Here is an 18,061-nt window from a genome sequence, read left to right as displayed (position 1 = left end):
CGGGTTGGCGTTGTTCTATGGGACCTTGCCGCTCGTGTGGGAGTTCGGATGGATCGGTAGCGGGAAACTCATCACCGTTCCGGCCTTCAATCCGGCCGGCCTGTCCGACGATGACCTCAGGCTCATCGCCGAGCGGAGAGCGGTCGCGCCGGGCGTCACAGACCTGGCGTCGATTCCGCCGGCGTTCCGCTGGCTGCTCGCGCCCTCGGGGCCGTTTGTGAAGGCGGCCGCCCTTCACGACTACCTCTACATCACCTGGGGCATCTATGGCTGGTACACGCGCGAAGAGTGCGACGCGATCTTCTATGAGGCGATGATCGCGACCGGGATTCCGGAGCACCAGGCCAGGATCATCTGGCAGGGCGTGCGCGCCGGCGGAGGCCGGGCGTTCGGGACGTGATCAAGTTCGATCTCGTGGTGGTCGGCTTCTACGCCATCACCTTGGCGCTCTGCGCCGCCTTGGCGGCGGTCCTGGCCCCCGGCTGACGCATTCCCGGCGGGGTCGTCCATCCCCCGATCCCATCGGAAGACTTGGCCTTCGGCGGACCCCCGCCGGGGGCTTTGTCGTTTTCCCGCCGATGATTGCCCCGAGGGGTGATCTCGCGGCGCTTTCCAAGTCGAAAACTGCAAGGCCTTGTATCGCATGGGGGAACGCGCCGCTTGAAAATCCGCGTGGCGGTGGTTCGAATCCGCCCCCAGGCACCATCCCTCCCCATGCCGATCTCACCGATCCACGATCTGTCGATTGCTGCGCTGCAGCATCGCGGGAGTGTCATCAGGTGGTGAAACGACGGGCGCATGGCGCTTGATGCGTGTGCAGCGCACAAACCGGCCCCATGCGTCAATAATTTGACGGCTGAGGGGAAGCTTCTGCCCCTTGACGCCTCGACAAGGGGTTGCCAAAGGGTCCGGGCCGCTCGTCTAAAAAAGCGGTAAGACTTTGGGTTCCCATCTCGGGAGTTCAAGGCCGTCCGCCCTTTGAAGCGCCTATCCCTGCGAAGAGTTGGGGTTCCGCGTTCCGGGTCGGGCGCAGCGACAGCGCCTCTGGAGTTCCGGACCGTCTCGGCGGGCTGGGTCGCCGAGGATGTTTCAACTAGGGTGGAGACGCTCTCGCGCGACGACCCTCCGGCCAATCGTGCTAGACCAACCAGGAACTGGCGACAGATGCTCGACAACAAACTGAAGCTCACTTTCTCCGCTCTTCTCGGCGCCGTGGCGCTGAGCATGAGCGCGCCGGCGTTCGCTCAGGACGCCGCTGCTCCGCCGGCGGCCGACGCGGCCGCCCCCGCCGCCGACGCGGCTGCCCCGGCGCCTGAAGCCGCCGCTGCTCCTGAGGCCGCGCCGGCCGACGAGGCTCCGCCCACCATCAAGAACGCCGGCAAGCTGAACGTCGGCACCATGTTCGCCGACGCCAACATCGTCGTGAAGGTGATCATGATCGGCCTGGTGGTGGCCTCGATCCTCAGCTGGACCATCCTGATCACCAAGCTGCTCGAGTTCCGCGCGCTGAACCGCGTGTCGGATGGCTTCGTGGAAAGCTTCCGCGGCGCCAAGTCGATCAGCGACATGAGCCGGATCGCGCTGTCCGAGGAATACGACGGCAACCCGCTGGCCGACATGGCCGCGGCCGCCGCCCAGGAGATCGAGCTCTCGCGTCAAGCGGGTCTGCAGATCACCGGCGAGCACCGCGACACCACGATCGACCGCGCCCAGCACGCCGTGAGCGCCGTTCAGGCGGCCCTCGCCCGTCGCCTCTCGGGCGGGATGCAGTATCTCGCGTCGGTGGGCTCCAACGGTCCGTTCATCGGTCTGTTCGGCACCGTCTACGGGATCATGAACTCGTTCATCGGGATCGCGAACACCAACACGACCAACCTGGCCGTCGTGGCGCCCGGCATCGCCGAAGCGCTTCTGGCCACCGGTCTCGGCCTCTTCGCCGCCATCCCCTCGGTTATCTTCTACAACTACTTCCAGACGCGCATCTCCGCTTACGGCGCGCGGTCGGAAGGGTTCGTCGCCGAGCTCATGAACGCGATCTCCCGTCAGCTCGACAAGGGGGCGTAATCTAGATGGCCGCCAAACTCTCTAGCGGAGGGGGCGGACGCTACGAGGAATCGCAGAACTCCGAGATCAACGTCACACCGTTCGTGGACGTGATGCTGGTTCTGCTGATCATCTTCATGGTGGCCGCGCCGCTGGCGAGCGTGAACGTCAAGGTCGAGCTGCCGCCCGCGGTCGCTCCTCCTGGCGTAAACCCTCCGAAACCGGTCTACATTTCGATCCAGCCGGGCGGAAACCTGTTCATCGGGGACTTCCGCACCGACTTGCCGGACCTGGGCGACGATCTCCGCAAGGCGTTGGGCGACAAGCGCAACCCTGAGAAGGAGCGCATCTTCATCCGGGCCGACAAGGAGGTCATGTACGGTGACTTCATGGGCGTGATGAACATGCTGCAGGACAACGGGTTCTACAGCGTGGCTCTCGTCGGTGAAGACAAGAGTGAATAGGTGGTGACCCATGTCTGAGACATCGCCTGATCACGCCATCATCCGGCACAATCCGTTCGATGATCCCAAGCCGCACGCGCGCCCGGGGTTCATCATCGGCTTGATCCTCGTGCTCGTGCTGCACGGTCTGCTGGGGCTGTACCTCTGGAAGTCGAAGTTCGAACCCAAGTACAAGGAGTACTCGGACGAAGTGACGGACGTGGCGCTTATCAAGCCCGTTCCGCCGCCGCCTCCGCCGCCTCCGCCGCCGCCGCCGCCGCCGAACACTCCGCCGCCGCCGCCGCCGAAGCTGCAGCCGCGTCCGCCGGTCGCCGTGCCCGACGTTCCCAGCATCCCGCCGCTGCCGGTTCCGCCGGTCGAGCGCCGGATCGAGGAGCCGAAGCCGCCGGCCGCGCCGCCGCCTGAGCCGCCGCGCCCGTCGGTCATCACCAACCCCGACTGGATGCGTCTGCCCTCCGGCGACGACATCAACCGCTACTACCCCGACCGGGCGCAGCGGATGGAAGTCGAGGGCCGGGTGACGCTGAGCTGCACGGTGACCGCGAAGGGCACGCTGGAGAACTGCTCGGTCGGCAACGAAGACCCGGAAAACATGGGCTTCGGCGACGCCGCCATGCGGATGACCCGCCTCTTCAAGATGCGGCCGCAAACCAAGGACGGTCAGCCCGTCAGCGGCGGCCAGGTGCGGATCCCGATCCGCTTCAGCCTGCCGAAGTAAGCTGACCCGCCAGTCGATGGCTTGAGACCCCGGCCGCTTCCGCGGCCGGGGTTTTTCTTTGTTCGCAGGCGCGCGGGGCGGCCCAAACGCCCTTCCCGTTGGCGGGGAAGGCCCCCTACAACTACTGCGGAAGCCGATGGCGGAGGCTACCCCAGTGCGAGTCGGGCGCAGGCCAAACGTCCGCCGCCCGCCGAGGCGAGCGGCTTTGAACCCGACGGTCGGAACAACCGAATGAAGGCCTTGCCCGGACTGCGCCTTGTCGAGCGACGCGACAGTCTTTTCATCCTGTTGATCGCCATGATCGGCGTCGCGGTGGCCCTGGTGGATACGTTCAGCGTGATCCACGATCGGGCCGCCGGCGGCCGGCCGATCGCATTCTGGGAGCCGCTGGTCTGGGAGGCGTCCAGTTGCCTGGCGCTCGTGGCGCTTGCGCCTCCGGTCATGGCGCTGGCGCGTTGGGCGCGTCCCTTCCAGGCCCCCTGGTGGCGGGTCGTTCCCGCACACGCGATGGGCGCCCTGGCGTTTTCGGCCATCCATGTGGCGGCGATGGGGACCTTGCGATGGGCGGCCTATTCGTTGGTTGGGGCCGACTACTCCCCGCTGTGGCCACTGCTCGACTTCCCCTACGAGCTGCGGAAAGACCTACTGACCTACGTCATCGTCACGGCCGTCTATGTGGGCTGGCTTCGCCTCGCTGCGCCGCCGGCGCAGCCGCCGCCGACCGAAACGGCTATAGAGGTGCGCGACGGTGCGCGGCGCTACTTCGTGCCGCCCACCGAGGTTCTGTGGGTCGAGGCGGCGGGAAACTATGTCGAGCTGCATCGCGGCCCGTCGCCGCTGCTCCACCGCGCCTCCCTCACCGAGATGGAGCGCCAGCTCAAGGCCGCCGGCTTCGTGCGGATCCACCGGTCCCGGCTGGTCCGACGGGACGCCATAGCCCAGGTCGAATCCAAGCCCTCCGGTGACTATGTCGTGCGCTTCGCCGACGGCCGTGAACTGGCCGGATCGCGCCGCTATCGCCAACCTTTGCTCGAACCCTGAAGCGGCGGCTTGATCGGGCCGTGTCCCGCGACTAGAACCGTGCGCTCGCGATGCGCCGCCCTAGCTCAGTTGGTTAGAGCGCCAGATTGTGGCTCTGGAGGTCTCCCGTTCGATCCGGGAGGGCGGTACCATCGCAGAACCTTGAAAGGACCGGGGTTCAGCCCGGTCCTTTTTCGTTCCGAACGGCGTTTTTTTGCATCTTTTTTGCAGTCCGTTTTGCGCTCGACGTTTTCAGCCCTGTTCCCGAAGCCGCGCGACGCGGGCCGCCGCGGCGTCCGAAAGCCGGATCCGATCGGCCTGACGACGGTACTGGACGACGCTCGACGGGCTGGCGCCAGCTGGCCCCACCGCCGGAGGCGAGAGGACCCTGCACGACCCTCAACCCGACAGCACCGCCGTCCGTGTGGCCCTGCGGCGGGCGCTGCATCTGTAGACCGATCCGCCGCCGCACGTCCTGGCCGACGATGTCGGACTTCGGCTCGCCGCGCCGCAGGACGGCTGGCAGGGGCGGCCCGACATGGAGCCGGCGCAGACCGCGCGCGTGCGCGCCTCGATCGTCGCACGCGCCCGCTTCATCGAGGACCTCGTGTGCGAACAGGCCGAGTTGGGGGTCGGCCAGTACGTGATCCTGGGCGCGGGGCTGGACAGTTTCGCCCAGCGGCGCCCGGAGATGGCCGGGCGGCTTCGCGTCTTCGAGCTCGACCAGCCGGAGCCACAGGCCTGGAGGCGCCAGCGCTTCGCCGAATTGGGGCTGAGCGCGCCCGACGGTCTTCTCTTCGTTCCGGTGGACTTCGAGGGCGACTGGTGGGGCCGCCTGATCGACGCCGGCTTCGATCCGGCCCGGCCGGCGGTCGTCGTGTCGACCGGCGTGGTCATGTACCTCACCCGTGCGGCCGTGGAGACTACGCTCGATCGGGTGGCGGCGCTGGCGGCCGGGTCGTCCTTCGTCGTCACCTTTCTGTTGCCGCTAACCCTCGTCGAACCCGAAGAAAAGGCCATGCGCGCGGCGACCGAGCAGTGCGCCTGAGCCGCCGGCACGCCGTTCATCAGCTTCTTTGCGCCAGAGGAACTTGGCGAGATGGCTCTGAGGTCGGCCTTCAGATTCGTCGACCAGGTCACGGCTCGGCAGCTCGCCGACCGCTATTTCTAGAGTCGAGCGGACGGACTGCGTCCGTCCAGTTCCGAGGCCATCATCCTGGCAAGGACGTAGACGGCCGACACGCGGCCAGATTTGGCAATCCCGTACCGGCGCCCGTTCCATCAACCGCGCCAATATCGGGCGACCTGCCCCGAATAGGTCCCTTAGGTACCCATCCCCCCAAGGGGACGAGCGCCCAGCTTGGCGTGTCTATCGCTCGAGCCCCGTTTGACGAGCGACCTTATGAATCAGCTGTGCGCCGCGCTCGCCTTGGACCAACTGCACCGTCTCGGCCTTTGACGGCAGTTCGGCGCCGGGCTTCAGCCGTGCGTAGTACTCCGTCCCCCTCGCATCCGCGATAATGACGTAGGGCGTCGCCCCCAGCTCGTCGTGCGAGCCCGCGCGAATCACGCGACCGGCGAGTCGGCTTGATTCGAACTCCTTGATAGTCCTCACACCCGCAAAGCGCCGCTGATTGAGGGTGCGGATGACGTCCTTGCGCAACTGCAAGGCTCGGAGTTGGTCCTCAAGATCGCCCGCCAACCGAAACCGGGACCCGATCCGTTGCGCGAGGCCGAGGCGCTCCAGGTGCCGTAGCCGGCCACGCGTCAAGGCGGACCAGGCGTCGCTCGCCCCGACTCCGTCGTCCACCATGCGTTCGCTGTCCGCGGCAGCGATCAGCCGCCGATCGAGCGCCGTCAGACGATCGGCCTCCGTCTCCCGCCAGATGCGGCGTTCCGCATCCGGGCGGGAGAGGTCGCCGAGCCGTTCCCGGGCGACCTCCTGGGCGCGGCCCCTGAACCCATAGGAAACGTAGAGCCGCGGAATGACGAGGTCGCGACCGGAGGATCGGCGCCCGCGTACGAGAACATGGGCATGCGGCTGGTCGGTGTCGAAATGGCATGTCGCGATCCACGCGAGCCCGGGTTCGCCAAGATCGACCGAGATCCGCCCCATCACCTCGCGCACATACCCCCTCAGATCCGCAATCCGCTCGCCGTGCTCCGGCGAGATGATGAAACGGAAGTGATGACGGTCATCGGCCCATACGCTCGTCGCCGCTTTCGCATCGATCCCGTCCTGCGTCCGATCGAAGAACATCGGCCGTGCGCCCTCGGCGCCGGCCCCGCTTCGGCCAAGATAGACAACGTGCTGCGCGAGGGCCGCGGCGCGGGCGCCGCCGCGTCCGATGTGCCGCGATACCAAAGCCTTCACCACCACCCTTTGGCGGAGGTCCAAGCGGAAGGTCCGCCCCGACCTCGACTGGGCCGACTTCAGGGCGCCTGAGCGGGCGCCCAGCGCAAAGGTGCGCGAGGCCGACAGCCGCCGCAGGATCCCGATCCGCGCGCCGGCTCTATCTGCCTTCAACCACCAGGGAAGCCTTACGGCGCCGGCACGCCCGTCGCCGATCCTCACCTCGGAGAGCCGGGCGTCGATCGATGTGCGAACCGACATTGATCCAACCTCGAAGGGGACAAGCCGGGGCGGCCGACGCCCGACTTAGCTCAACTCACATACTGCGGCCACGGCTTCGCCAAGATGCTGATAGATTACCGCAATCCAGCCACCACATCATCTTCCCTCATCTTGCCATCTTCGCCTATTCGAAGGTGCGACCCTGATCTGAAACAGCGTGAAACAAGTTGCTGAATGATCGGTGTTCAGTGTTCACGAAATTATGACGTCGCCCACTCACTTGATTCTCCGAGGTAGCGGCGCTTAGTTCTGAGGATACACGCTTGACGCGAGAAGTTCGATGGAGTCCACCGGAAGAGACTGACCCACCCACCCACATGACCAGCGAGCGGATCGGCGTCTCGCCGTCCATTCGCAGCCATATTCTGGGCGCGCCTATCCGGCCTGGAGACGTGCGGCGAAGTCGGCGATTTCGGGATCGAAGGCGGTCATGTCCGCCCAGAAGTACGAAGCCGCGCGCTGCGCGACCTCTCGCTCGGGGCCTCGGCGCAAGGACTTGCGGCGCTGAGAGGGGCGCGGACATCGGAACACCCCTTTTCACCGCCGTCTCCACCTGCGACGCCCCCGTCGGCCCCGCGCTCGGACTGTCCGCCCCACCTAGAACTCGAAGTGGATCTGATTGGCGGCCCCCCGTCGCCGGGACGTCCGCCCGGCTGGATGGTTCGGCCGCCGCGGCTTGGGCGACGACGGCGGGCGGGCGAACGGGGGTGAATCCACCGGGCGCGGCAGGGCCGCGGGCGGAGCGGGGGCGGGCGGGTCCGGGCTCGCCGCGCCGCGCTGGCGGCGCGAGCGGACCCAGGCCTCGACCTCGCTCTCGCGCCAGCCGATGCGTCCCGGCGAGATCACCAGTGGCAGGGGGAAGTCCCCGGCCCGTTGGCGGCGCCACACCGTCGTGCGGCTGAGGCCGGTCAGCGCCTTCACCTGCTTCCAGGCCAGCAGGCGATCCCGGGGCGGTTCGTGGTCCGCGGCCTTGGGGTCAGTCATGGCGCGGCTCCATCGACGGCGGACACGTCCTGGCCGTGGCGGGCTCGCGGGCGGATCGGCGCAGGCCGGTCGTCTGGCTCTCGGCCCAGGCGCGGAGGGCGGCGCGAGGGTAGCCGAAGAAGTCGAGGAAGAAGCTCGAGGCGGCGAAGGCGATGGAAAGTCCGAAGAGGATGCCGAGGCCGCGGCGCATGGCGCCGCCGCTCTCGCTCATGGCGATGGCGGCGCCGAAGATCACCACGGCCACCACGGCGGCGGCCTGGACGACGGGGCCGGTGATCGATTCCACGACCTGCTGCAAGGGGCCTTCCCACGGCATGCCGGAGCCGCCGGCGAAGGCGGGGGCGGCCGCCGTCAGGGCGCAGGTCGTCGTGGCGGCGACGAGGCCGCGCGAAAGTGTCGGTCGCATGGACGTTTCTCTGGATTTCATCGCGACGCATCGCGGTCGAATCCATTTCAAGACAATTTAACCACAGGTTGTCAACGGTGGTTGTTGATTATTGTGAGTAGAGTTGTTTGCGAGTTGCTGGACACGTCATGGCGAGTTGCTTGCGAGTTGTTGCAACTCGCCGATCGTCTCAGGGAAGACACGAAGGATGCGCCGTCGCCCCGTCGCCGCCACGGTTATAGGGGGCGGCCCATGCCGGTTGTGGCGTCGGCGCCCGGGGCGGCTCGCGTTCCAGGTGGGCTTCGAGGCGGCCTGCAGGCGGAGGCCGATGGCGTCGGACCCGCCCGATCCGCCCATCGATCCCTGGGCGAGGTCGGTTGAGGCGGTCTCGGCGCGGCAGGCATGGCGCGTCAGGATCGGGGGCGGAAGGGGAGCGGCGGGACCCCGTCGCGCCGGTTGGGCGACCGCGCCTTGTGTTCAGTCCTTCGCCCGGTCCAGCGCTTGCAGCGCGGTCGCCAGCGGCAGGAAGAGGGTCATCGGCCGGCTTGCGAAGCGTCGGAACTGGAGGTGTTCGTAGAAGCCGGCCGCGGCCTCGTCCTTCGCCTCCACGAGCAGCGCATAGACCGCCGGGTCGCTGCGCCCGGCGCGTGCGGCGGCGTCCATGACCAGGGCGCCGCCCAAGCGGCGCCCCTGGAAGCGCCGGTCGATGGCGAGGCGTCCGATCAGGGCGGCGGGCAGGAGAGGGTAGCGGGGCAACCGCCGGGCGTCTTCGGCTGGCAGATCGGTTAGCGGCAGGCTCGTGGCGGCGAGCGTGTAGTAGCCGGCGATCGCGCCGTCGTCGGCCAGCGCCACGAAGCAGTTGGCGACCCGTCGCTTGATGTCCTGGGTCGCCTGTTCCCGAAGGTAGCGGTCCAGGGGCGCCACGCCGCAGGAGAAGTCCGCGCGCGCCGGTGTCGGCACCAGGGCCTCGATCCGGAACCTCTGGGTCACTCCGCGATCTTGATGAGCGTTCGGTGGGCCTTGGCGGCGCGGCTCAGGGCCGCCTCCGGCGCCGGGGGATTGAGGATCGCCTCGGCGAAGGCGCGCTGGTCTTCGACCGACAGGCGGATCATCTGCGCCGCCTCGATGGTGCGGCTGGCCGCTTCCTGGGCGGCGGCGACCACGAAATCGCTGACGCTGCGGCCCTGGATCTCGGCGGCGCGCTTGACGATCATCAGGGCGTCGGGCGCGATGCGCGCCTCCAGGCGCGCGGTGCGGTTGGGTTCGGACGACATGGGCGCGCCTTCAATCTGCATCTCTGCACGTACGGTAATTTACCGGACAATGCAAGGCCGTGACGAGCCGATGGACGGGTCGGCGCCGATCATGCGAGGTCCGTGAGCGCGTATGATCGGGCCCCGGCGGCGCCAAGGGCCGCGATCCGCTCCACACGCCGCCCGTCGCGGTCGCGACGGATGTGGACGACGAGGTCCACCGCCTGCGCGATGAGGCGCCGCGGCGCGCGGGTCGTGACCTCGGCGAGGAGATCCTCCAGGCGCAACGGCGCCTCCGCCGCGGAATTGGCGTGCAGGGTGGACAGGCCGCCGGGGTGGCCGGTGTTCCACGCCTTGAGCGTCTCCAGCGCGGCGGCGCCGTCGCGCATCTCGCCGATCACGATCCGGTCGGGGCGCATGCGCAGCGCGTCGCGCACCAGGTCGACCACCCCGACCGGCGCGGGATGGCGCCGCGTCGTGGTCGCCACCAGGTCCCAGGCGACACACTGCAGCTCCGGCGTGTCCTCGATCAGGAACACCCGTTCCTCCGCGAAGGCCGGCTCGGCCAGGAGGGCGTTGGCGAGCGTCGTCTTGCCCGAACTCGTGCCGCCGCAGATCAGGAGGTTGGTCCGGGACGCCACCGCCGCGCGCAGGATCGCGGCCTGATGGGGGGACAGCACCCCCTGGTCCACATAGTCGTCCAGGGTCCAGACCATGGCCGGGCGCTTGCGGATGGAGAAGGCCGGTGCGGCCACCAGGGGCGGCAGCAGGCCCTGGAAACGCTCGCCGCTCGGCAGGGCCGCGCTGATCCGCGGCGCCTCGCGCGTGGCCGGCTCGCCGAGGTGGTCGGCCACCAGGCGGATCACCCGCTCGCGGGCCATAGGGCTCAGGCTTGCGCCACACGCCGCGCGTCCGGCGGCCAGACGGTCGATCACCAGGCGGCCGTCGGGGTTGGCCATCACCTCGACCACGGCCGGGTCGGCGAGCGCGGCGAGCACGGCCTCGCCCAGGGCGTGGCGCAGCGCCTCCAGCTTGCGCGCCGCCAGCAGGGCCTCGCTCATCGCCGGCCGGACGCCTGGAAGCTGCGGGGCTCCGGCGCGCGCTCCTCGGGACGATCAGGATCGGGGTCGCGGTCGCGCGGCGTCGTGCCGCCGGCCACGATGCGGGCGGCCGCGGCGTCCAGCAGCCGCTCGAGGCGATGCTCGACGGCGGCGACCAGCACGGGATTTTCGTCCTCGATGGCGTCGGGCAGGCGCAGGAAGAGGGCGCGCGCATTCTCCAGCTGCAGCTCCTGGATGATCTGCATGTCGCGGGACATGACGCGCATGTGGTCGCGCAGCGCCCGCTCCAGCCGCAACAACCGGTCGTCGGGGTCGGCGGGCAGACTGCGCTGCAGGCCCCGGGCGATGGCGCGGCCGGCCGCCTGGCTCAGGGGCACGCGGGCGGTTCGCGCTTCGCGGTTGAGGCCGCCGATGATCCGCGGATCGTTGAGGTAGACCTGGACGCGGACGGTGGGGACGGTCTTCCTAGCCATGGCGGCTTCCTTGCAGGTGATCGAGGACGGCGGCCTGGGCGGCGTAGTCCTCCGCGAGCCGCTGGTAGGCCTCGGCGACCTGGGCGGCCTTCTTCTCGTCGATCGCCGCGCCGGTCTCCTTGAACAGCGGCAGCTTGGCGTTGCGGTCCTCGCCCAGGGCGCGGCGGCCCGCCCAGGGATGAGGCGGGGTGCCGGGGGTGTCGGGACGAGCCTCCGCGTCGGGGGGGACGATCCTCGCGCGGCTGCGGAACGGCTCGCGCCGGTCGTAGCGGACCTTGCGGGTGCGCAGCGGCCTGCCGCCGGCGACGAAGGTCAGCTGGACGTCGTCGGGCATCGCGCGGATCTCGCCGGGCTCGAGCAGCGGACGCTCGACCTCGGCGTGGGAGACCGAGCGGCGGCCGGCCGCCAGGCCGGCCGGGCCGCTGCGGCTGGCGCGGGTCTCCAGCACCGTGCCGGTGAGGCGAGAGACCTTGTCCTGGGTCATCGGGTCCAGCGCCGAGAACGCGGTGTAGACGTGGCAGTTGTCGAGGATGGTGTTGTGGGGGCCGTACGGCTCCGACGCGGTGGCCGGGGTCGTGAACATCATCCTGCGTCGCGACTTCGACGGGGCGGAGACGCGCCTCCTGGGCGGCGTCGGGACGGCCGGCGAGCCCGCCGAAGTCCAGTTGTCCCAGACGCTCGGCCGCCGGTGGCCGGGGGGCGGTTTCATCCTCTCCTACGAGCTGCGGCGGCGGGAGAACCTGCCGTCCAGCGCGCGGTCCTACGCTGCCGACGCGGACCTGCGCGCGCTCGGCGGCAGCGACCAGCGCATCCCCCAGGCCTTTCCCGGCAATGTGCTGGTCACCGACCCGACGACCGGAGCGCTGACTCCGGGGTTCGCGATCCCTGGCGGGCAGGATGGGACGCACCTGTCGCCGGGCGACTTCGCCGCGGGCGCGGTCAACTTCCAGAACCAGCGGCAGGGGGTGGACATCCTGCCCAAGCAGACCCTGAACTCGGTCTACCTGGCCGCCCACCAGGCGGTCGGGGCGCGGCTCGAGCTCACCGCCGACGCCCGCTTCAGCCAGAGGCGTTACCGCAACCGCCAGCCGGCGCCGACCGGCACGCTCACCGTCGGGCGCGGCAATCCCTATTTCGTCTCGCCAAACGGGGCGGCGTCGAACCGCATCGCCTATTCGTTCGCCAACGACCTGCCCACGCCGCTCGCCTACGGGACGGCGGAGACGCTGGCGCTCTCGATCGGCGCGGACGCGCGGCTGGGGCGCGGCTGGCGCGCGCAGGGCTACGCGGCGTTCGCCCAGGGGATCGAGGAGGCGCGTGGCGGCGGCATCCTCAATTCGATCATCCTCAACGAGGCACTGGGCAACACGCCCGACAATCCGGCGACCGCCTACAGCCCCGCCGCCGACGGCTACTTCAATCCGTTCAGCGGCCTTCCGGGCGCCAATGCGGCGCTTGGCGGCTATATCGGCTCGGGCTTCGCCTTCGCCCGCGGCCGCGACCGGGTCACCTCGGCGAACCTGCAGGCGGACGGGCCGCTCCTGTCGCTACCGGGGGGCGCGGTGAAGCTGGCGCTGGGCGTGCAGGCGCGCCGCGAGGCCTTCCAGCGGCGCAACACGGTCTATGTGACCGCCGCGCCGATGGAAATCTCGCACCTCGACCTGAGCCGCACGGTCGGCGCCGCGTTCGGCGAGCTCCAGGTCCCGATCGTCGGGCCGGGGAACGCCCGGCCGGGCCTGGCCCGGCTGGAGGTCTCGCTGAGCGGACGCGTCGAGCACTACGAGTCCTTCGGCACGACCGCCAATCCCAAGGTCGGCGTCCTGTGGTCGCCGGCGGATGGCCTGAACCTGCGCGCCACCTACGGCCGCGCCTTCCGCGCGCCGAACCTGCGCGAGGTGGCCGATCCGGAATCCTACACGCCGGGCCTGCTGGCCTACGGAGGCGGGCGGGTGGTCACCCTGACGCTCTCCGGCGGCAACCCGGACCTCGAGCCGGAGACCGCCAGGTCCTGGACCCTGGGCTTCGACCTCCGGCCCCGCGGCGTCCCGGGCCTCAGCCTGAGCGCCACGGCCTTCGACGTGCGGTTCCGCAACCGCATCGGCCAGGCGGTCAGCGCCAACCTCGCCAACGCCCTGCAGGACCCGACCCTGTCGAGCTTCGTCACCCGTATCTCGCCCGGAACCTCGGCGGCGGACCTGGCCTTGATCCAGGGCCTCCTCGCCAGTCCGTATGTCAGCGGTCTCGCCGGGACCTATCCGGCCGAGGCCTATGGCGCGATCGTCGACAACCGCTACGTCAACACCGCCAGCCTGCGGGTGCGTGGGATCGATGTCTCGGCCGCCTATCGCTTTGCGCTTGGACAGGACGACGTCCGCCTGGGCGCCGAGGCGAGCTACATGGCGACCTACAAGCAGCGGCTGACGCCGACCTCGCCCGTGGTCGAGCGCGTTAACACCATGAACTTCCCGGTCCGCTTCCGCAGCCGGGTCACGGCCGACTGGACGCGGGGGCCGCTGACGCTCGGCGCGGCGTTCAACTACACCGTCGCCTATCGCGACGCCCTGGGCGTGCGCATCGGCGACCAGCCGACCTTCGATCTGCAGGCCCGCTGGGCCGGGCCTCGGCAGGGGCCCCTCCAGGGCGTCGCCCTGCTGCTCAACGTCCGCAACCTGTTCGATCGCGATCCGCCCTTCTACGACAACACCCTCGGCATCGGTTACGACGGGGCCCAGGGCGATCCGATCGGCCGCTTCGTCTCGCTGCAGCTGACGCGCGCCTGGTGACGTCGCGATGCGCGTCCTGGCTCTCCGCCTCGCGATGGCGCTCGCGTGCCTGTCGGCGCCGGCGCTGGCCCGACCGTTCACCGTGGAGGATCTGCTGGCCCAGGCGTCGCTGGGCGCGGCGGTGCTCGATCCGACCGGCCGCTGGCTGGTCTTCGAGCAGCGCGACGCCTATGCCTCGGCGGATCGGTTCGATGCGGGTCAGGGCACAAGCCTGACGCTCGGGCGGTTGCGGATCGCCGATGCGCGCGCCCCGGCGGGCGCGCGGGCGCTGCTGGCCGACGATCCCCGCGGGGTGCTGGTCGGCGGCTTCTCGCCCTCCGGCGCGCGGTTGGCGGTGTTTCGTCTCACGGGCCACACGTGGCGGCTGGGGATCGTGTCCCTGCCCGCCGGGACGGTGCGCTGGTCGCCGATCGCGCCGGAGGACCCCGGGCGCGGGCGCGCGCTGCAGTGGCTGGACGACCGGCGCCTGCTGGTGTTGGCGCGGCCGGACGGCCGGCCGCCCCGGGTCGTGCGCCAGGGCTGGGTCTTCGCCGAGCGGTTGCCGCCGCGCTGGGCGGCGTCGGCGCGGGGCGGGGTCGCGCGCACGGCATACGGCAGCGGGGCCTACGCCCCCGTCCGGGTCCGCCGCCAGCCGGACCGGCTGACGATCCTGGACGCCGAGACGGGGGACGCCAGGGTGCTGGCCGAAGGCGCCTTCTTCGACCTCGAGCTGTCGCCCGACCGGCGCCGGGTCGCCCTGCTGGCCTCGGGTCCCGACCTGCAGCCGCGCGGCGACGGCCCGGTGCGGGGCGCGGCGGGGTCGGAGACCGAAGCGACGCAGCTGTCGATCCTGGACCTGCGGTCCGGGACGCGGGCCACGCCCTGTCCGTCATGCGACGTCTCGCCGGACCTGCTGTCCTGGTCGCCGAGCGGGCGGCGGCTGCTGGTCTACGCCCGGGGTCCCGACAGGCTGTGGACCGATGGGCGCCTGATGATTGTGGACGCGGCGCGCAATGCGGTCGCCGAGGCGCCCGACGGGCTGCGGCCGCATCTCGATCTCAACCCCGTGGCCGTCTGGACGGCCTGGATGGGCGAGGACCCGCTGGTCTTCGGGCGACGCCCGGGGGGCGGGCGCGACGACTGGTGGCGCGTTTCCGGCGCCGGCCTGCACAACCTTACCGCGGGATTGCCGCCGCCCGACCGGTCCGCGCGGCTGGCCGGTCGCGACGCGCTGAACGTCGTGGCGGGCGGGGCGCTCTGGCGGGTCGGCCCCGACGGCCGCCGCACGCGGCGCCTCGACGCGGTCGCGCCGGCCGCGCCGGCGGACGGGCGGTTCGGGTCGGGAACCCGGCTGCGCCACGCCCCGCCGCCGGCGCTCTGGGTCGTGGCGGCCGGGGCGGAGGGCGGCCCCGCATTGGTGGGCATGGACGCGTCCGGCCGCCAGGTGCGGCTGCCGATCCCGGCCGGCGACGGCGCCTGGGCCGACGCGAACCTGGAGGGCGTGGCGGTGCGCCGCGCCGTCGACGCCGCGGGCGTCGAGACGCTGTCGCGCGTCGATGGGGCCGGAGCGGTGGCGGTCGCGCGGGTGAACGCCGGCTGGGAAGGGCGCGAGACGCCGCGGGTCGTGGCGGTGCGGCATGCGGGACCGGCGGGCCGGCCGCTGACGAGCTGGGTGTTCCTGCCACAGGGGGCGGGCCCTGCGCCGCTGATCGTGCGGCCCTATCTCGGCTCGGCCTATCCGCAGCCGCCGCGCGATCCGGTCGGGCGGCCGGACTTCCTCCTGAACCTGCGGGTGCTGACGGGGCGCGGCTATGCGGTCCTGGTCCCGAGCCTCCCCAATCCGCCCGGGGGCATGACCGAACCGGCGGCGGGCCTCGCCGACCGCATCCTGGACGTCGTGCGCGCGGCGCTGGACACCCCCGCGCTCGCCGGACGGCTCGATCCGGACCGGATGGCGCTGATGGGCTTCAGCTTCGGCGGCTACACGGTGATGGAGGCGATCACCCAGACCCCGTGCTTCAAGGCGGCGGTGTCGATCGACGGCATCAGCGACTTCACGGCCTACTGGGCGTCCCTGCCGGCGCACCTGCAGCTCGACGCCGAGGCGGCCTACTGGAGCAACTGGCACACCGGCGTGGTCGAAGAGACCCAGCCGGAGTTCCACGCCCCGCCGTGGAAGGCCCCGGACCGCTATGTGCGCAACAGCCCCCTCTACGCCGCCGACCGGATCGAGACGCCCCTGCTGCTGATCCACGGCGCCCAGGACGGGCTCCCGCTCGCCCAGTCGGAAGCCATGTACTCGGCCCTCTACCGCCAGGGAAAGGACGCGCTCCTGCTGGTCTACTGGGCGGCGATGCACGCGCCGGTCTCGCCGGGGGACGTGCGCGACGTCTACGCCCGAACCTTCGCCTTCCTCGACGACCAGTTGGGTCCGACCCTCACATCCGACGCGGGGCCTGCCGCGAATCCGGGACCCGGGTCTGCCAGTACCGCACCCAGGCCTCCATCGCCGTCGCCCACAGGATGTCCGGCGGTCGCGCCGTCCAGATGAGCTGGGCGGGATCCAACGCCGACTCCACCGCGGCCCGGTCCAGCACGCCGGCGTCGCAGAGCACGCCGTCCAGCAGGTAAGGGCGCAACAGACCCACGCTGTTGGCGATCAGCCGGGCGAAATAGACCGTCACCAGCCCCTTGGCCCGCCGCCGCCGGACCAGGTCGGGGATCCGGTCGGCGAAGGCGCGGCGGGCGAACGCCCGGTCGTAGGCGGCGCCCGCCAGGATCGGCGCGGGGATCCGCAGGCAGTGCTCCAGCACCGGCTGCGCGAATAGCGGGTAGACGACATCGGCCTCGCGCCGCCGCCGCCGCGGTCCGAGGTTGCCGTGGAAGATCGACGCCGCGAGGATGTGGAGCTGCTTGCCCGGCGACACGCCGTCGACCCGGGCCTGGCGCACCCAGCTGTGGGCGAGGTCCGCCGCGGCGTCGCGCACCCCGGACGCGACCAGGGCGGACCGGGCGTCGGGCACCGTGCCACCACCGCGCCGCAGGCGCCATACCTCGCGCGCCACCGCCCAGACCGAGGTGCGTGCGCGTCGCGCCACGTCGGCCACGACGGGCGCGGCGAGCGCGCCCCAGCCGTCGCGGGCCACCGCGTCGGCGGCGATCGCCGCGCCGGGCATCTGGAAGAAGACCGCGTCGCCGCCCTGGCCGGAGACCACGGCCCGCGCCCCGGTGGCGCGCAGGCGGGCGATCTCGTCCCGGTCCCACGCGGGATCGACGCTGTTGGCGGCGGGATGGAACGCATCGGCGAGCTCGGCCAGGCTGGCCTCATCAAGGCTTGCCGGCGTGTGGCGCAGGCAGGTCAGCGGCGCCCCCAGGCGCTCGGCGACAGCCTGGGCGTAGGCGGTCTCGTCCGACTCCGGGCGTCCGAAGGTGAAATTGACGCCTTCCGCCACGCGTCCGGCCAGGCCGGTCGCCGCGACGCTGCCCGCCAGGATCGAGGAGTCCAGGCCGCCGGACAGTTCGAGAAGCACCCGCTCGTGGGCCCCGACCAGGGCGTGCGTACAGGCGTCGACCCGCGCCACCAGCTCGCGCGCGGCGGCCGGCGCATCGTCGATCGGGTCGTGGACGAAGCGCGTGGGGCTCCAAACGAGCCGGGTCGTCGCTGACCTGCCGGATTGCAGCGGCCGGAAGCCGCCAGGATCGACGACGACGACCTCGTCGAACAGCGACAGGGCGGCGCAGGCCGAGGGCAGGGCCAGGAACGCGGCGATCCGGTCCCAGTTGAGGAAGGGATGCCGCGGCCCGACCGCGAGCGGCAAGGGCGAGATCTGCGACGCTACCACCTCGAGGCCGTCGCCCAGCGACCACGTCAGGCAATCCAGGCCGCCGCCGGGGTCGCGATAGACCGCGGCCTCGCCGCGACCGGCGCGCAGGATCGCGACATAGGCGCCCCAGTGGCGGCGGCTGAGCGCGACGGCTCGCGCCCCCAGCGCCGCCTCCTGGTCGTCTCGACCCTCGGCCCGCCCGGGGTCGGCAAGGGCGTCGGGCATGTCATGGACGGCCCCCACAATCAGGCCCCCCTCCTGCGGCAGGCGACGCAGGTCCGGGGGCGTGTCCCGGGAGACCCACAGCCGCAGGCCCGGCAGGTCCGCCGCGCGCCGCCACTGGGGGGCGGCGTCCATCTGCTCGGTGCAGACGTCGGCGTGGGGCGCGGCGTCCGCGCCGCCCGGAGGCCAGATCAGGGCCAGATAGGCGCGCCGCACC

At 70.9% G+C, this 18,061-nt stretch carries 17 protein-coding genes and 1 tRNA gene; 9 read left to right on the top strand and 9 right to left on the bottom strand.

Features of this window, described 5'->3' with window-relative positions; genetic code table 11:
- Positions 1-4: 4 nt before the first annotated feature.
- From GC203_RS02750 to GC203_RS02720, 7 genes are all read left to right on the top strand, one after another.
- The gene (locus GC203_RS02750) at positions 5-400 is read left to right on the top strand and encodes a DUF1353 domain-containing protein (RefSeq protein WP_293451089.1); all 396 of its coding nucleotides are present in this window, start codon (positions 5-7) and stop codon (positions 398-400) included.
- Between the two features lie 764 nt (positions 401-1,164).
- Entirely contained in the window at positions 1,165-2,064 is a 900-nt protein-coding gene (locus GC203_RS02745; protein ID WP_293451087.1) for a MotA/TolQ/ExbB proton channel family protein, read from the top strand.
- Positions 2,065-2,069: 5 nt separating this feature from the next.
- A complete protein-coding gene (locus GC203_RS02740) occupies positions 2,070-2,507 on the top strand; it encodes a biopolymer transporter ExbD (protein WP_293451085.1) in 438 nt (145 codons plus the stop codon).
- Between the two features lie 10 nt (positions 2,508-2,517).
- On the top strand, positions 2,518-3,225 hold the full coding sequence (locus tag GC203_RS02735) for an energy transducer TonB (RefSeq protein WP_293451083.1): 708 nt from the start codon (positions 2,518-2,520) through the stop codon (positions 3,223-3,225).
- Between the two features lie 231 nt (positions 3,226-3,456).
- Complete coding sequence (locus GC203_RS02730) at positions 3,457-4,266, top strand: LytTR family DNA-binding domain-containing protein (protein ID WP_293451081.1); 810 nt, start codon at positions 3,457-3,459, stop codon at positions 4,264-4,266.
- Positions 4,267-4,320: 54 nt separating this feature from the next.
- Positions 4,321-4,397: transfer RNA gene (locus GC203_RS02725), tRNA-His, on the top strand.
- A gap of 323 nt (positions 4,398-4,720) precedes the next feature.
- Positions 4,721-5,293 carry a class I SAM-dependent methyltransferase gene (locus GC203_RS02720; protein WP_293451234.1) on the top strand — a complete coding sequence of 191 codons (573 nt, stop codon included), beginning with the start codon at positions 4,721-4,723 and terminating at the stop codon, positions 5,291-5,293.
- 321 nt (positions 5,294-5,614) lie between these two features.
- Here GC203_RS02720 and GC203_RS02715 read toward each other — a convergent pair whose 3' ends face one another.
- The 8 genes from GC203_RS02715 to GC203_RS02680 form a co-directional block, all read right to left on the bottom strand.
- Complete coding sequence (locus GC203_RS02715) at positions 5,615-6,859, bottom strand: DUF3363 domain-containing protein (protein WP_293451079.1); 1,245 nt, start codon at positions 6,857-6,859, stop codon at positions 5,615-5,617.
- Positions 6,860-7,477: 618 nt separating this feature from the next.
- Positions 7,478-7,864 carry an AlpA family phage regulatory protein gene (locus GC203_RS02710; protein ID WP_293451077.1) on the bottom strand — a complete coding sequence of 129 codons (387 nt, stop codon included), beginning with the start codon at positions 7,862-7,864 and terminating at the stop codon, positions 7,478-7,480.
- A complete protein-coding gene (locus tag GC203_RS02705; protein WP_293451075.1) occupies positions 7,857-8,270 on the bottom strand; it encodes a TrbC/VirB2 family protein in 414 nt (137 codons plus the stop codon). The genes GC203_RS02710 and GC203_RS02705 overlap by 8 nt, the downstream gene beginning before the upstream one ends.
- 456 nt (positions 8,271-8,726) lie before the next feature.
- Positions 8,727-9,239 (bottom strand): GNAT family N-acetyltransferase, encoded by a 513-nt coding sequence (locus GC203_RS02700; protein ID WP_293451073.1) that lies wholly within the window; start codon positions 9,237-9,239, stop codon positions 8,727-8,729.
- Positions 9,236-9,523: a DUF1778 domain-containing protein gene (locus GC203_RS02695; RefSeq protein WP_293451071.1), complete on the bottom strand. Its 288-nt coding sequence runs from the start codon at positions 9,521-9,523 to the stop codon at positions 9,236-9,238. The genes GC203_RS02700 and GC203_RS02695 overlap by 4 nt, the downstream gene beginning before the upstream one ends.
- An 89-nt stretch (positions 9,524-9,612) precedes the next feature.
- Positions 9,613-10,563, bottom strand: coding sequence for a P-type conjugative transfer ATPase TrbB (gene trbB / locus GC203_RS02690; protein WP_293451069.1), 951 nt, complete (start codon positions 10,561-10,563; stop codon positions 9,613-9,615).
- Entirely contained in the window at positions 10,560-11,036 is a 477-nt protein-coding gene (locus GC203_RS02685; protein ID WP_293451067.1) for a hypothetical protein, read from the bottom strand. Before GC203_RS02685 ends, trbB begins: the two co-directional genes overlap by 4 nt.
- Positions 11,029-11,622, bottom strand: coding sequence for a type IV secretory system conjugative DNA transfer family protein (locus GC203_RS02680; RefSeq protein ID WP_293451065.1), 594 nt, complete (start codon positions 11,620-11,622; stop codon positions 11,029-11,031). The genes GC203_RS02685 and GC203_RS02680 overlap by 8 nt, the downstream gene beginning before the upstream one ends.
- Between GC203_RS02680 and GC203_RS02675 the strand changes: the two genes are divergently transcribed.
- Together GC203_RS02675 and GC203_RS02670 are read left to right on the top strand one after the other, a co-directional pair.
- The gene (locus GC203_RS02675; RefSeq protein ID WP_293451063.1) at positions 11,612-13,819 is read left to right on the top strand and encodes a TonB-dependent receptor; all 2,208 of its coding nucleotides are present in this window, start codon (positions 11,612-11,614) and stop codon (positions 13,817-13,819) included. The genes GC203_RS02680 and GC203_RS02675 overlap by 11 nt on opposite strands.
- Before the next feature lie 34 nt (positions 13,820-13,853).
- Positions 13,854-16,349 carry a prolyl oligopeptidase family serine peptidase gene (locus tag GC203_RS02670; RefSeq protein WP_293451061.1) on the top strand — a complete coding sequence of 832 codons (2,496 nt, stop codon included), beginning with the start codon at positions 13,854-13,856 and terminating at the stop codon, positions 16,347-16,349.
- Here the strand turns inward: GC203_RS02670 and GC203_RS02665 are convergent.
- On the bottom strand, positions 16,237-18,060 hold the full coding sequence (locus GC203_RS02665; protein ID WP_293451059.1) for an asparagine synthase-related protein: 1,824 nt from the start codon (positions 18,058-18,060) through the stop codon (positions 16,237-16,239). The two genes, GC203_RS02670 and GC203_RS02665, sit on opposite strands and share 113 nt — an antisense overlap.
- Position 18,061 lies beyond the last annotated feature (1 nt).

Source organism: Phenylobacterium sp. (assembly GCF_016124325.1).
Lineage (GTDB): Bacteria > Pseudomonadota > Alphaproteobacteria > Caulobacterales > Caulobacteraceae > Phenylobacterium.
This window is presented reverse-complemented; position numbering and strand designations above follow the sequence as displayed.

Bases quoted from the DNA above. Each gene is read 5' to 3' on its own strand.
- GC203_RS02730 (WP_293451081.1), top strand. From the start codon at position 3,457: ATGAAGGCCTTGCCCGGACTGCGCCTTGTCGAGCGACGCGACAGTCTT.
- GC203_RS02680 (WP_293451065.1), bottom strand. From the start codon at position 11,622: ATGATGTTCACGACCCCGGCCACCGCGTCGGAGCCGTACGGCCCCCAC.
- GC203_RS02735 (WP_293451083.1), top strand. From the start codon at position 2,518: ATGTCTGAGACATCGCCTGATCACGCCATCATCCGGCACAATCCGTTC.
- GC203_RS02715 (WP_293451079.1), bottom strand. From the start codon at position 6,859: ATGTCGGTTCGCACATCGATCGACGCCCGGCTCTCCGAGGTGAGGATC.
- trbB (WP_293451069.1), bottom strand. From the start codon at position 10,563: ATGAGCGAGGCCCTGCTGGCGGCGCGCAAGCTGGAGGCGCTGCGCCAC.
- GC203_RS02705 (WP_293451075.1), bottom strand. From the start codon at position 8,270: ATGCGACCGACACTTTCGCGCGGCCTCGTCGCCGCCACGACGACCTGC.
- GC203_RS02670 (WP_293451061.1), top strand. From the start codon at position 13,854: ATGGCGCTCGCGTGCCTGTCGGCGCCGGCGCTGGCCCGACCGTTCACC.
- GC203_RS02685 (WP_293451067.1), bottom strand. From the start codon at position 11,036: ATGGCTAGGAAGACCGTCCCCACCGTCCGCGTCCAGGTCTACCTCAAC.
- GC203_RS02695 (WP_293451071.1), bottom strand. From the start codon at position 9,523: ATGTCGTCCGAACCCAACCGCACCGCGCGCCTGGAGGCGCGCATCGCG.
- GC203_RS02710 (WP_293451077.1), bottom strand. From the start codon at position 7,864: ATGACTGACCCCAAGGCCGCGGACCACGAACCGCCCCGGGATCGCCTG.
- GC203_RS02745 (WP_293451087.1), top strand. From the start codon at position 1,165: ATGCTCGACAACAAACTGAAGCTCACTTTCTCCGCTCTTCTCGGCGCC.
- GC203_RS02740 (WP_293451085.1), top strand. From the start codon at position 2,070: ATGGCCGCCAAACTCTCTAGCGGAGGGGGCGGACGCTACGAGGAATCG.